Genomic DNA, 15,030 nt, shown 5'->3' with positions numbered 1-15,030 from the left:
ATACTTACCTTAAGATAAGAAAAAGGAGGCAAGTATGGAAATTTTAAAAGTAGAAAATTTAAGAAAAGAATATGGAGAGGGAAACTCCAAGGTGGTGGCCTTAGATGGAGTTGACCTTACAATAGAAAGAGGAGAATTTGTAGCCATTGTAGGCCCTAGTGGTTCTGGTAAATCAACTCTTTTACATATTATAGGAGGAGTAGATAGTCCAAGTGAGGGCAAAGTTTATATAGAAGGTAATGATATTTCTCAGTATACTTCAAAGGAACTAGCTCTTTTTCGTAGGAGAAAAGTAGGTTTAATATATCAATTTTATAATCTAATCCAAAATTTAACAGTAAGGCATAACATAGAGCTTCCCCTAAAATTGGATAAGAGAAAAATCAATGAAGAAATCTTGCTTGATACTGTTAGAAAACTTGGTATAGAAAGTAAACTTGATGCCTTTCCAAGTGAACTATCTGGAGGTCAACAACAAAGAGTTGCCATAGCGAGAAGTATTATCTACAAACCATCAATAATCCTAGCAGATGAACCAACAGGCAACCTAGACAGGAAAAATTCCAAGGAAATAATTGAAATCTTTAAATATTTTAATAAGACCTTAAAACAAACAATAATCCTAATCACCCACGACGAAAAAATCGCCCTAGAGGCAGGTCGTATCGTGACCATTGTTGATGGAAAAATTGTGGGAGATGAGAAACATGAATAAGAAGAATTTTCCTATTTTCATATCAGTATTTATTGTTTCCTTGTTTTTCACTGTGATATTTTATTATTCATTTTCTAGCATATCTTTTACAAATAGAGAATTTAGGAGTGAATATTATGAAGATGCCTTTATAGAAGGTGATATAAAAGAAAATGACTTGCCTATTATAAATAGTAATGAATATGTTAAAGAGGCAGGTTTCGAGTCAAGTGATTCCATATCTGGAAAAATTGAAGATAAGATTTTAGCCATATCTCTATTTGACAAAGCTATTGCCAATATGAAGGGTGATTATAAATTAAAAGAAGGAAGGTATCCTAATAATTTAGATGAAATTGCCCTTAGTGAGAGCCTTATAAAAAACAAAAATTTAGCTATATTGGATAAAGTAAACGTTGAATTCGGAAAGAGAACAATAGATGGCAAAATTGTAAATCCAACATATAAGCCTACAAGTGATGAAGAATTTATAAAAACAACAAGTAAGGAAATGAAAATAGTTGGAATTATTAAGGATAATCCTAATAATATAAGTGGTGCAAATATTCTTATTAACTCAAATTATGAAAATAAACTTACAGCCATAAGATTTAAATCACTTTATAAAGCCTATGACAATCAAGATATAATCGAAGAAGATTTGTCAAATAAACTAGGTAGGAAAATTAAAGTTGAATTTGAACCAGCAATTGTTGATTATTATAACTTATATGAAAGTAATGTGGGAAGAATATTAAAACAATTATCAACAATTTTTCTTGTGATTTTAGCCATAGGAATATTTGTATTTTTTAATAAAAATATATTTTTAGTATGGTCTTTAGAGAAAATCAAGGTCCTATCCATGTATAAATCAATAGGAAGCACAGATTCACAAATACTTTCTTTGCTTTTTAAAGAAGCGGTTATTATATCAATCTTACCCTTATTGCTAGGACATATTTTAGGCTATGCAGTAATTAAAAAATATTTTAGCCTAATTAATAGTAATATGGGTATTGATGTTCCATCTTATGTAGACTTTAATATTATATTAAGCTTTCTTATAATATTGATTTCCTTACTAATAATATTTATATCGCTTGCAATTACCTTGAGGAAAATAAAGAAAATAGAGATTATAGATGGTCTAAAGGGTCTAATAAACTTTAAAAAATCAAAAAAGAAAAGAGCTAGTACTATTTTTAAAGAACTAAGGATAAATAACCTTGCGAGTATTAAGTCTCAATCATATATTTCAACAATAGGAGTCTTGATAATTTCAGTCTTATTTATTTTTATATCTTTTTCAAGTTATGCGGTAGATTTAGGCTTTTATCAAGATGATTATAACTTGACAGTTGATTATTATAGTAATGATCCTATTCTTCCTAATAATCTAATAGAAGTTGATAAAAAAATTGATTCTAAAAAATCATTTATCTATCAGCAAAGAAATTTATCTATTGAAAATAATCTTGAATTTTCTGAAGAATTTTTTACTAATAATTTGGAAGAATTTTTTTCAGAATATAATAGTGATACTGAAGAAAATTCAATTTCAGGAAATATTGTAGGACTAAGGGAAGAAGACCTTAATAACTTAGGAGGCAATAAAGGAGAATTTATTTTATATAATATGATCCAGTCTAACCCTAATGAGCCATTAAGAGATGCTAAGATGGTTAAGTTTTTCAAAGACCCTAAAAAATTAGACTTAATAACAGCTAGCGGACAGAAAACATCTATTGATATAAGCAAGAATATAGATGATTTAAAAGATATAACATTAAAAATTAATCGAGGTGGTGCCTACATTTTTACAGATTTTGATACCTACTTTAAACTATTGGAGTCTACTGGGAATGGAAATCTAGTAAATTATCCTTTTACTCTAAAAATGGATGTAAATCCTGATCAAATTTCTGATAGCAAAGAATCTATTAAGAATTTTTTGGATAAGAATCCTAGAACTGATGAAAGCTATGAAGTTTATAGTGACAGTGATAGGAGTGAGGAGGATGATAAATTCTTGGGTGGTCTTTTAAGCATAAACTTTATCCTAGCAGCTATAATTCTTGCACTAAATTTCACAAATGGATATGCTTCTATAAATTCTAGTTTGATGGCAAGAAAAAAAGAAATAGGCAACCTGTATTCTATAGGAATGGAAAAAACTGATTTAGAAAAATTATTAAAACAAGAATTTGTATTTGAACAAATAAAATCATTTGCTTTAGCAATATTAGTGACCTTTTTTGTTATTACAATCATGTCAATAATTTCATCTAGATATAATTTTTACGTATTCTTAAAATACTACAATCACCTTGCGTTCTTAGGATTTTCGATAGTTGTATACGCTGCAAACTTGTTAATCTATCATTTCTCCTTAAAGAGAATCCTTGATAAACCAACAGTAGAACTTATAAGAACAATTTAATAATATATTGGAATAAATGGCTTTTAGGATTTAAATAAATACTAGAAGCCATATTTTTATCTAAAATCACAATTATACATTAATCACACACATTATTTTAAAATTTAAAAGCATATGGTATATTAAAGTCAAACGTTTGTTGCTTAAATAATACATATTAGAGAAAGGCTGGTTTATGAAGACTGATATTGAAATTGCAAAAGAGATTGAACTTAGGGATATTGATGACCTTTGCCATGATTTGGGCATTAGTGACTATGAGAAGTATGGCAAATACAAGGCTAAGTTAGGCTTAGAATATGCAAATAAGAAAAAAGAAAATTCTAAGTTGATCTTAGTTACTGCTACTAATCCAACTCCAAGTGGAGAAGGAAAAACAACTCTAAATATAGGCTTATCAATGGCTTTAAACAAGATCGGCAAGAATGCCATTTCAGTTTTAAGGGAACCATCTATGGGACCTTCTTTTGGTAGAAAAGGCGGTGCTGCAGGTGGTGGCTACAGCCAAGTTTTACCGATGGATGAGATAAACTTGCACTTTACTGGAGACTTTCATGCTATAACATCTGCTGTAAATCTAGTTGCTGCAATTTTGGATAATCATATCTACCAAGGCAACGAAAAAAACATTGATCCAAAACAAATTGTTTGGAGAAGATGTGTTGACCTTAACGATAGAGCTTTGAGAAATATTGTAATTGGAATGGGTAATAGGACTGACGGCGTTACTCGTGAGGACAAATTTGATATAACTGTTGCTACAGAAATGATGGCTGTTTTGTGCCTTGCAACAAGTATTGAAGATTTCAAAGACAGGGTAAGCAAAATGATTGTTGCCTTTGACTACGACAATAAGCCTGTTACAGTTGATGACATCAGAGCTACAGGATCTGTTGCAGTTGTAATGAAAGATGCCCTAAAGGCAAATCTAGTTCAAACAACAGAAAACACTCCAGCAATAATTCACGGTGGACCATTTGCAAATATAGCTCATGGATGCAACTCTCTACTTGCGACAAAAACTGCTTTGGGCATTGCTGACTATGCTGTTACAGAAGCAGGATTTGGCGCAGACTTGGGAGCTGAGAAATTTAACGACATAAAATGTCGACTAGGTGGACTTAGTCCAGATGCAACCGTAATCGTTACTTCTATCAGATCTTTAAAATACCATGCAGGAATGGATTTTGACAATCTAGCAGATGAAAACTTGGATTATCTAAAAATCGGATTTAAAAACCTAAGAATCCACATTGAAAATATGAAAAAGTTCGGCAAAAATATTGTGGTTGCCATTAATAAATTTGCAACTGATACAGATGATGAGATTAAGTTACTCAAAGAATTGACACAAACACTGGGAGTTGATGCTATTGAAACCACAGTATTTACTGATGGTGCCCAAGGTGGAGTCGACCTAGCTCAAAAAGTTGTTGATCTATGTGAAAATGACAATGATTTTAAATACTTATATGAACTTGATTTGCCTATAAAAGAGAAAATCGAAACTATTGCCAAGGAAATTTATAGGTCCAAGGGAGTAGTTTATAGTAAAAAATGTGAAAAAGAAATCAAAAAAATAGAAAAACTAGGATATTCTAATTTACCTATTTGTATAGCTAAAACTCCATATTCTCTATCAGATGATGATAAGATAAATATTACATGTGATGATTATGAAATAAATATTAGAGATATTAGGGTCAATGCAGGAGCAGGATTTTTGGTAGTTTATACTGGAAATGTTCTAACTATGCCAGGCCTACCTAAGGCAGCCAATGCTTATAATATTGATTTAGATGATAATAATGAGATTGTTGGTCTATTTTAATTTATAGAAAATTTACCTATATTGCAAAATAATATAAATTTAGACTTGAAATTTTTTTAAAAATATTTATAATAGTCTTATATAAAAATTTAAGGGATAGATGGAGGGGTATTATGAACAATGAGTGTCTAAACATTATGACATTTGCTAATAGAAGTGTTTTTTTAGAACTTTCATACCCTATCTTTGCCTACATCAAAAAATTAAGATTTCCAATTGGCGTATTTTGCCATGCTTTAAAAGAGAACCCTGTCTAGGGTTCTCTTTTTATGTATGTAATATTGTTGAAAAAGCAAGGAGGGTAGGATTCTATGAGTGGCGTAGTTGCAATAAAATCGAACGATAGTGTTGTACAAAAACTTTTTTATTCATTAAGCTCTATTCAGCATAGGGGACAAGATTCAGCAGGTATTAACATATCTGATGGATCTCATCTGTATAGAGTCAAAGCAATGGGTTTGGTCAATGAGGTTTTTAATGATAATAATCTTAAATACCACGATGGGAAAATTGGCATAGGCCATGTTAGAAGTGCACCAGAGGGTTGCAATAGAGACTATAATGTCGAACCTTTGCTAAGTTTTGTTAAAGATAATGAACTTTCCATTGCCCACGATGGCAATTTGATAAATTATTATGGTCTAAAAAGCAAGGAAGAAAATAATGGTATGGTTTTTCATACCCAAACAGATAGTGAACTTATTTTATTTCTCATAGCTAGATATTTTGAAGGCGATATTGTAAAGGCAGTAAGAAGGGCCATGGAAGATATCAAAGGAGCATATTCTTGTGTTCTTTGTATGCCAGATAAAATAGTTGGCTTCAGAGATTACAATGGTATAAGGCCTTTAATGATAGGTTTTGATGATGAAAATGTAGTAATAGCAAGTGAAAATGCAGCTATTGAAATACTAGACATTGATAATTATAGAGATGTCAAAGCAGGTGAGATTGTTGTTGTAGATAAAGATGGCATCAAATCTTATCCAATGGATGAAAAAGCTTCCTATAAATCTTGCATCTTCGAATATGTTTATACAGCAAGGCCAGATGCTAATATTGAAAATACTAATGCCTATATGTTTAGAAGACGCAGTGGAGAGCTCTTGTATGACCAAGCTCCTGTAGAAGCTGATTTGGTTTGCCCAGTACCAGATTCAGGAACTCCATCAGCAATAGGCTTTTCCCAAAGATCTGGCATACCTTTTGCAGCAGGTCTAGTTAAAAATAGGTATATGGGTAGGACCTTTATAAAGTCTAATCAAAAAGAGAGAGAACTTGCTGTAAGACTAAAACTTAATCCACAAAAATCAGTCATAGATGGCAAAAGGATAGTCTTGGTTGATGATTCTATAGTAAGGGGAACCACCAGCGAAAAGCTTATCGAAAGGATAAGAAAGGCCGGAGCAAAGGAAGTCCACTTGAGGGTAACCTCTCCACCATTTATCAATCCTTGCTATTATGGAGTAGATACTCCTGATAAAGATAAGCTTATAGCAGCAAAAATGTCAATTGATGATATAAGGAAAAAAATCGGTGCTGATAGCCTGGAATTTCTATCATTGGAAAATATTTTGAAGTTGACTAATAATCCTGATAATTATTGTACAGCTTGTTTTACTGGATCTTATCCAGTTGTTAAGGAAAAAATATGAATTTAGCAGTTTTTATTTCTGGTGGTGGGTCAAATCTCAAAGCCTTAATAGATGCACAAAATTGCGGATATTTTGAAAGCCAAATAAAAATAATAGTAGCTAATAAGGATGCACCGGGCTTAAGACATGCAAGGGATAACAACATAGATTATCTAATCAGCAAGAACGAGGATGAAATCATTGATACACTAAAAAATTATGATATCGATCTGTTAGTATTGGCAGGTTATCTAGTTAAAATCAGTAAAAAGATACTGGATAACTTTAAAGTTATAAACATTCACCCATCCTTATTGCCAAAATACGGTGGCAAGGGATTTTATGGAATTCACGTTCATGAGGCTGTATTTGCCAACAAGGAAAAAATAAGTGGAGTAACCGTCCACTATGTCAACGAAAACTTAGATGATGGCGATATCATAGTGCAAAAGAAAGTTGACATCAGTAATTGCAAGAATCCTAAAGAAATTGCAAGTGAAGTATTGAAGGTGGAACACAAGACGCTAAAAGAAGTTATTAAAAAATTGGAGGAGGAAGAGTGCGCGCATTAATTTCAGTAACAGATAAGACAGGTATAGAAAACTTAGCAAAAGGTCTAAGCGATTTGGGAATAGAAATCGTATCAACTGGTGGTACATACAAAAAAATAACAGATGCAGGTGTTGATGCAATTGAAATTGATCAGATAACAAACTTTCCAGAGATATTGGAAGGTAGAGTAAAGACACTTTCTCCATATGTTCATGGGGGTATCCTCTACAAAAGAGATGAAAAAAGTCATGTAGATACAATAAATGACCTTGATATCAAGCCAATTGATATAGTTGTTGTAAATCTTTACCAATTCCAAAAGGCACTTGAGAAGGGAAACCCTGATGACATTATAGAAAATATCGATATTGGTGGTCCATCTATGGTCAGATCTGCTGCCAAAAACCACAAGGACGTCCTAATAGTAACAGACCCAGCAGATTATGATGAATTATTGGAAAGACTTAAAAACAATGATATAGACCTTGACTATAGGCAAGGATTAGCCATGAAAGCCTATAGCCTTACAGCCTTTTATGATTCTGTAATAGCAAGATATTTTCAAAAGTTAACTGGCAAAGACTCTAAATACAAGACCTACGGTTTTGAAAAAGAAAGCGATCTAAGATATGGAGAAAATCCTGGCCAGGAAGCTGCACTCTATAACGACCCATTTGTCAAAGGTCTTATGGAAAATATGGAAGTAATTCATGGCAAGGAGATGAGTTATAACAACTACAATGACCTTAATCCTGCCCTAGAATTGGCCCAAGAATTAGGAGAAAATGCAGTTGTAGCATTAAAGCACCAATCTCCATGTGGTGTTGCTCAAAAAGATAGCATCTATGAATCATACATCAAAGCATTTGAATGTGACAGCCAATCGATCTTTGGGGGTATTGTCGCAGTCAACGGAGTAGTTGATGGGAAAACAGCTAGCAAAATGCATGAAATTTTCCTAGAAATAATTGCTGCAAGCGACTTTACTGACGAAGCTTTCGAAATATTAACACAAAAGAAAAATGTAAGGTTAGTAAGAGTAAACTTTGACAACGAAACAGTTAGGGAAGAAATCAGATACCTAAATGGCAAAGTCCTAATCCAAGGCAAAGATTTTGGTGAGGATGAAGTAGAAATTGTAACTGAGAATAAACCAACAGAAGATGAGATAAAGGACCTACTATTTGCTCAAAAGGTTGTAAAATACGTCAAATCAAATGCTATTGTAGTGGCAAAAGATATGCAAACCCTAGGCTGCGGTGCTGGCCAACAATCAAGAGTATGGGCCTTAGAATCCATAAGAGACCACTTTAAGGATAGGGATTTTTCAGAGGCAGTACTCGGCTCAGATGCATTTTTCCCATTCCCAGATACAGTAGAACTTGCTCATGAAATGGGCATAAGATCTATCATTCAACCAGGTGGTTCTATAAAAGATAAGGACTCTATAGACAAATGTAATGAATACGGTATGTCCATGGTATTTAGCAAGTCTCGTCACTTTAAACATTAAGGAGAATCATTGATGAATATACTGATTATTGGTTCTGGGGGTCGTGAACACGCCCTTGGCAAGAAAATTTCAGCAAATGATAGAAAAATCTACTTTGCACCAGGAAATGGTGGTACTTCTGATATTGGAGAAAACATAGATATAGAAGTAGATGATATTGAAAAGCTTGTAGATTTTGCAAAAAATAATGAGATTGACTTTACTATAGTTGGACCAGAATTGCCCTTATGCCAAGGAATAGTAGATGAGTTTGAAAAAAATAATCTTAAAATATTTGGTGTAAATAAAAAGGCTTCTAAGTTTGAATCAAGCAAGGGATTTACCAAAGAGTTTCTAAATAAATACCATATAAAAACTGCAGCTTATCTTAACACAGAAGATAAAAAAGAAGCAGAAAATTATGGTAAAAATTTATTAGAAAAAAATGGCAAAGTAGTTTTAAAAAGAGATGGTTTAGCTGCTGGTAAGGGTGTATCAATAATAGATAACGTAGAAGATCTTACTAATACTCTTGATGAAATTATTACCAAAGATGGAAAAGTAATTATAGAAGAATATATAGATGGCTTCGAGATGAGTCTACTATGTCTGACAGATTCTCAAACCATAATTCCATTACCAACAAGCAAAGACCACAAGAAAATATTTGAAAAAGAAGTTGGTCCAAACACTGGTGGCATGGGGACCTATGCACCAAATATAGAAGCAGAAGCTTATACAGAAAAAATCGAAAAAGAAATTCTTCCAAATATTATTGATGGCTTTAACATGGAAAATATTGACTACAGAGGAGTTTTATTCATAGGATTTATGATAAATGAATCTGGTATCTATGTTTTGGAGTTCAATGTTAGATTTGGAGATCCGGAAACCCAAGTGGTTTTAGAACTAATTGATAATGACATACTTGATTTATTAATAGCAACGTCTGAAAGAAGGCTAAAAGATATTAATCTTAAGATAAATGATAGGAAAGCAGTTTGCTTAGTCTTAGCATCTAATGGTTATCCAGGATCTTATGAAAAAGATAAAGAAATATTATTTGAAGATGGGATAGAATCTACAATATACCATGCTGGAACAAGAGAAGAAAATGGCAAAATACTAACTTCTGGAGGCAGAGTATTAAATATAGTTGCAAAAGCTGATACTTTTGATCAAGCAATAAGGGAAGTTTACCAAGATGCTGGCAAAGTAAATTTTGAGAATAAATACTACAGAAAAGATATTGGTCCATCAGTAAAAAGAGTATATGTAAAAAGAAAAGACAAATATGATTTTGCATCCAGAAATCTTAAGACAAAGATAAAAAATTCTTTGGGCATAGGCTTAGATGACATCAAAATTTACAAAAGATATGACCTTGAAACAAATGATGAGAATCTAGATAAGCTATTATATCAGGTCCTGGCAGAAGCACCAGTTGATGAAGTTTATGCTTATGATCAGGCTATCAAATTACAAGCATCTTTTGGAAAAACAATAGTAAGCCAATATTTGCCAGGTCAATTCAATCCTAGAGAAAAAGGTGTAATAGATACAGCTTCTTTGATAATAGATGATTCTAATTTATTAGTAAAAGCTTCGACAGTTTATGAAATATCTGGGGCTAACGACGAGGATTTAGAAAGGATTGAGGAATTCTTAATAAATCCTGTTGATTCTCAAAAAGTTAACTTGTTAGGTATTCCAACAACACTCAAATCAGATAATCATAAGAATTTGGAAAATATTGTTTTTAGTGGCTTTAGAAATTTTGACGATAGTAGCTTAAGTAAATTTTTAGAAGAAAATTCCATGGCAATGAGCCTTGATGATATAAGACTTGTAAGAGAATATTTTGCCAAAGAAGGTCGTGATCCAAACGAAACCGAGATGAAGATCTTGGATACTTATTGGTCAGACCACTGTAGACATACTACATTTAACACATTTTTAGATATAGAATTTGATACAGCTACTCTATTAGATGAGGCAATCAGAGATTCATTTGAAAAATATATACAAATGAGAAGGGTACTTGATATCAAAAAACCAATTAATCTAATGAGTTTTGGTACAATTCTTGCCAAATATATGAGGGCCAATGATAATTTTGCTGACCTAGAAGTATCTGAAGAAATCAACGCTTGCTCTATTTATACCAAGGTTAAAGTCCAAAGAGATGGCAAAGAAAGTCTGGAAGATTATCTATTAATGTTTAAAAACGAAACCCACAACCACCCAACAGAGATAGAACCTTTTGGAGGAGCATCTACTTGTCTAGGTGGAGCAATCCGTGACCCACTTTCAGGAAGAGCCTATGTCTACCAAGCTATGAGATTATCTGGAGCAGGAAATATCAAAGAATCCTATGATCAAACCTTAGAGGGCAAACTCCCACAAGCAAAGATTACCCACGAAGCAGCCCTTGGCTATTCTTCCTATGGCAACCAAATAGGACTTGCAACAGGTTTGGTTGATGAGTTCTACAATGAGGGTTACAAGGCCAAAAGAATGGAATGTGGTGCGGTAATTGCAGCAGCTCCAGCAGAAAATGTAAAAAGGCTAGAACCTAAGCCAGGTGACATTGTAATATTACTCGGAGGAAAAACTGGCAGAGATGGTATAGGCGGAGCAACAGGATCTTCCAAATCTCACAAGGTAACATCAATTCAAACGGAATCTGCCCAAGTTCAAAAGGGTAATGCTCCAGAAGAGCGAAAAATCCAAAGGTTATTTAGAAATCCACAAGCTGCTAAACTCATCAAAAAATGTAACGACTTTGGAGCTGGAGGTGTAGCAGTTGCTATAGGTGAGCTAGCTGATGGTATTGATATTCACTTGGACAAAGTTCCACTAAAATACCAAGGTCTAAAACCATTCGAAATTGCTATCTCAGAGTCTCAAGAGAGAATGGCAGTATTAATTGATAGTGTTGACAAAGAAAGATTTATGGAGCTTGCAAAAAGTGAAAACTTAGAAGCAACTCTAGTGGCAAGGGTAACTGATAATAATACTATGACTATGTATTATGAGGATGAGGTAATAGCCAAACTTTCCTATGATTTCATCAATACCAATGGTGCTGATAGGTCAGAAAAAGTCCAAGTAGTGAGCGAATCTTTACCTGAACTTATTAGTCAAAAAGATGATGATCCAAGTAAGTTTTATGAAAAAGTAGCAAGCCTAGATATAGCTTCAAAGAAAAATCTAATAGAAATGTTTGATTCAACTGTAGGTAAGAATACTGTTTTAAACCCACTTGGTGGTAAAAAACTTCTTAATCCATCCCAAGTTATGGCAGCAAGGATCCCAGTAAGAGAAGGCATTTCAAAAACAGCTTCTCTTATGACTTATGGCTTTGATCCCAATCTTTCTAGTGCAAGCCAATATTTAGGTGGATATTATGCAGTGGTTGAGTCCATATCCAAGCTAGTTGCTGCAGGTTCTGACCTAAATCAAATAAGGCTATCTTTCCAAGAATTTTATGAAAAGATGGATAGTGCCAAGGCTTGGTCAAAACCATTAAAAGCTCTCATAGGTGCCTTTGAAGTTACAAGTTTCTTTGAAATCCCACCAATTGGTGGAAAAGATTCCATGAGTGGCACTTTTGAGGATATAAAGGTTCCACCTACATTGATTTCCTTTGCTGTAACTACTGAGGATATCGAAAATATTATTACTAATGATCTAAAAGGTAAATGCAAACTTGGACTTATAAGAACCTCTTATAAAGAAGATGGCACTTTAGACTTAGAAGAATTGGAAAATAATTACAATAAACTTATAAAAGATATAAGAGAAGGCAATATTATTTCAGCTATTGCCTTGACTAGAAAAGGACTTCTAGCAGATATTTATGAACAAGCAGTTGGAAATACTGGATTTACTATAGATTATGACAACCTATACAATCCTATGTTTGGATCCTTTGTTGTAGAATACAAAGATGACCGTGATTTTATAGAAAATATAGGAGATTTTAGCGAAGATATCATCGTAAATGGTCAAAAATTGGATAAAGATAGGCTATATGATTCCTATGTTCATAGTCTCGATGAAATTTTCCCAGGATATGAAGAGGTATACTACCAGAAATTACATCCTGGAAAAGCTCATAGAAAGCTTAAATCAGAAAAGCCTTGTGAAAAACCAAGAGCCCTAATCTTGGCAGCACCTGGCACTAACTGTGAATGGGATACTCAAAAAACACTAGTAGATGCTGGTGCTGATGCAAATATACTAGTGTTTAAAAATCAAAATGAAGCTGATATTAAAGAATCTATAGATAATCTTGATAAAGAATTAAGGAAGTCACAGATATTCGTAATCCCTGGTGGATTCTCACTTGGAGATGAACCAGATGGGTCAGCTAAGTTTTTGGCAAATATAATACGCAATGAAAAGATATCAAAAGCAATTGACTACTTATTAAATGAAAATGACGGCTTAATCTTAGGAATTTGTAATGGCTTCCAAGCTTTGGTCAAAACAGGCCTTTTGCCTTATGGTAAAGTCATGATACCAGATCACGATGATCCAACACTTATTAACAATACTTGCTCACGTCACATCTCAACTTTTGTCAACACCAAGACATTGACAAATAACAGTCCTTGGACCGTCGGAGTTGATTTAGACAAAACTTATAGAATTCCTATTTCCCATGGAGAAGGAAGATTTGTAGTAAGTGAAGAAAAACTAAAAGAACTTTTAGCGAATGATCAAATATTTTCTGTATATGAATCATCAGCAAATGGATCTAATTATAACATCGAAGGAATTTTATCCAAAGATGGCAAAATCCTAGGAAGGATGGGCCATGCCGAAAGGTTGGATGATGACCTATACAAGAATGTTTATGATGTAGATAGAGAAGCAATTTTTGAAAATGCAGTGAATTATTTTAGAAAGGAATATTAATGAAATTTTTAGGAGAAGGATTAACATTTGATGATGTTCTATTAGTCCCAGGACCATCAGAAGTATTGCCAAATGAAGTTGACACACAAACTTATTTAACCCAAAAAATCAAACTAAATATACCAATGATGTCAGCTGGCATGGATACAGTTACAGAGTCTCAAATGGCAATAGCTATGGCAAGACAAGGTGGTATAGGTATTATCCACAAAAATATGTCAATAGAAGAGCAAGCAAGACAAGTTGACGTTGTAAAAAGATCAGAACATGGAGTTATAACTGATCCTTTTTATCTATATCCAGACAATATCTTGCAAGATGCCTTAGACATTATGAAAAATTATAGGATATCCGGTGTGCCTATAGTTGATAAGGAAATGTATCTAAAGGGAATCCTAACCAATAGAGATGTGAGATTCCAAGATGACCCAAGTGTTAAAATCGATGGAATTATGACAAAGGATAATCTAGTTTTAGGTTATGAAGGTATCAAGATGCAAGAAGCTATCAAGCTTATGGAATCAGCTAAAGTAGAGAAACTACCAATTGTAGATGGGGATAATAAACTAAAAGGCCTTATAACTATAAAAGACATAGAAAAGTCTAGACAATATCCAAATTCAGCCAGAGATGAAAACAACAGGCTAGTTGTAGGAGCAGCAGTAGGTATTACCAATGATATGCTTGAAAGAGTTGATGCTCTTGTAAAGGCTAATGTCGATGTAATAACCGTGGATACAGCACACGGACATTCTAGAAATGTAATAAATGCTATCAAAAATTTGAAAGAAAAATATCCTGACTTGCAAATCATAGCAGGCAATGTTGCAACAGCTGATGCAACACGTGATTTGATAAAAGCTGGGGTAGATGCTGTAAAAGTAGGTATAGGACCTGGATCTATTTGTACAACTAGGGTTGTTACAGGTATAGGGGTACCACAAATAACAGCGATAATTAACTGTGTAAATGAAGCCAAAAAATATGACATACCAGTGATTGCAGATGGTGGTATCAAATATTCTGGTGATATTACTAAAGCTCTTGCTTGCGGTGCATCAGTAGTAATGGCCGGATCCCTATTTGCAGGTACTGAAGAATCACCTGGTGAGACAATATTATTTGAAGGTAGACAATACAAGGAATACCGTGGTATGGGATCCCTCGCTGCAATGAAAGATGGATCTGGAGATAGGTATTTTCAAACAAATACCAAAAAATACGTTCCTGAAGGCGTTGAAGGTAGGGTAGCCTACAAGGGTCCTGTAGGAGAAGTAGTATACCAATTACTAGGTGGACTAAAATCTGGTATGGGTTATGTAGGAAGCAAAGACTTAAAAGAGCTTTATGAAAAAGCTAAATTTATCAAGATTTCTTCAGCTTCACTCATAGAAAACCACCCACACAATATCACAATTACAAGAGAGTCACCAAACTATAGCAAAAACTAGGAGGAAA

The 15,030-nt window shown here is 33.5% G+C and carries 9 protein-coding genes; all 9 read left to right on the top strand.

Going from position 1 to position 15,030, the window contains the following annotated elements:
• Window positions 1–34: 34 nt before the first annotated feature.
• The 9 genes from BQ7474_RS05470 (at window position 35) to guaB (ending at window position 15,023) form a co-directional block, all read left to right on the top strand.
• On the top strand, window positions 35–715 hold the full coding sequence (locus BQ7474_RS05470; protein WP_073997966.1) for an ABC transporter ATP-binding protein: 681 nt from the start codon (window positions 35–37) through the stop codon (window positions 713–715).
• Window positions 708–3,137: an ABC transporter permease gene (locus BQ7474_RS05465; RefSeq protein ID WP_073997965.1), complete on the top strand. Its 2,430-nt coding sequence runs from the start codon at window positions 708–710 to the stop codon at window positions 3,135–3,137. The genes BQ7474_RS05470 and BQ7474_RS05465 overlap by 8 nt, the downstream gene beginning before the upstream one ends.
• A 175-nt stretch (window positions 3,138–3,312) precedes the next feature.
• A complete protein-coding gene (locus tag BQ7474_RS05460) occupies window positions 3,313–4,968 on the top strand; it encodes a formate--tetrahydrofolate ligase (protein WP_073997964.1) in 1,656 nt (551 codons plus the stop codon).
• A 113-nt stretch (window positions 4,969–5,081) separates the two neighbouring features.
• Window positions 5,082–5,225, top strand: a complete 144-nt coding sequence (locus BQ7474_RS10600) for a hypothetical protein (RefSeq protein WP_159429549.1) — start codon at window positions 5,082–5,084, stop codon at window positions 5,223–5,225.
• A gap of 54 nt (window positions 5,226–5,279) precedes the next feature.
• Window positions 5,280–6,623: an amidophosphoribosyltransferase gene (gene purF / locus BQ7474_RS05455; protein WP_073997963.1), complete on the top strand. Its 1,344-nt coding sequence runs from the start codon at window positions 5,280–5,282 to the stop codon at window positions 6,621–6,623.
• Entirely contained in the window at window positions 6,620–7,174 is a 555-nt protein-coding gene (gene purN / locus BQ7474_RS05450) for a phosphoribosylglycinamide formyltransferase (RefSeq protein WP_073997962.1), read from the top strand. The genes purF and purN overlap by 4 nt, the downstream gene beginning before the upstream one ends.
• Window positions 7,162–8,667, top strand: a complete 1,506-nt coding sequence (purH, locus tag BQ7474_RS05445) for a bifunctional phosphoribosylaminoimidazolecarboxamide formyltransferase/IMP cyclohydrolase (RefSeq protein ID WP_073997961.1) — start codon at window positions 7,162–7,164, stop codon at window positions 8,665–8,667. Before purN ends, purH begins: the two co-directional genes overlap by 13 nt.
• 12 nt (window positions 8,668–8,679) lie before the next feature.
• Window positions 8,680–13,572: a phosphoribosylformylglycinamidine synthase gene (locus BQ7474_RS05440; RefSeq protein ID WP_073997960.1), complete on the top strand. Its 4,893-nt coding sequence runs from the start codon at window positions 8,680–8,682 to the stop codon at window positions 13,570–13,572.
• Window positions 13,572–15,023, top strand: a complete 1,452-nt coding sequence (gene guaB, locus BQ7474_RS05435) for an IMP dehydrogenase (RefSeq protein WP_073997959.1) — start codon at window positions 13,572–13,574, stop codon at window positions 15,021–15,023. The genes BQ7474_RS05440 and guaB overlap by 1 nt, the downstream gene beginning before the upstream one ends.
• The last annotated feature ends 7 nt before the right edge of the window (window positions 15,024–15,030 follow it).

The sequence above is a fragment of the Anaerococcus urinomassiliensis genome (assembly GCF_900128425.1).
In the GTDB taxonomy this organism is placed as follows: Bacteria; Bacillota; Clostridia; order Tissierellales; family Peptoniphilaceae; genus Anaerococcus; species Anaerococcus urinomassiliensis.
Note: the sequence above shows the minus strand (reverse complement) of the source record. Positions and strands in the feature narration are given on the sequence as shown.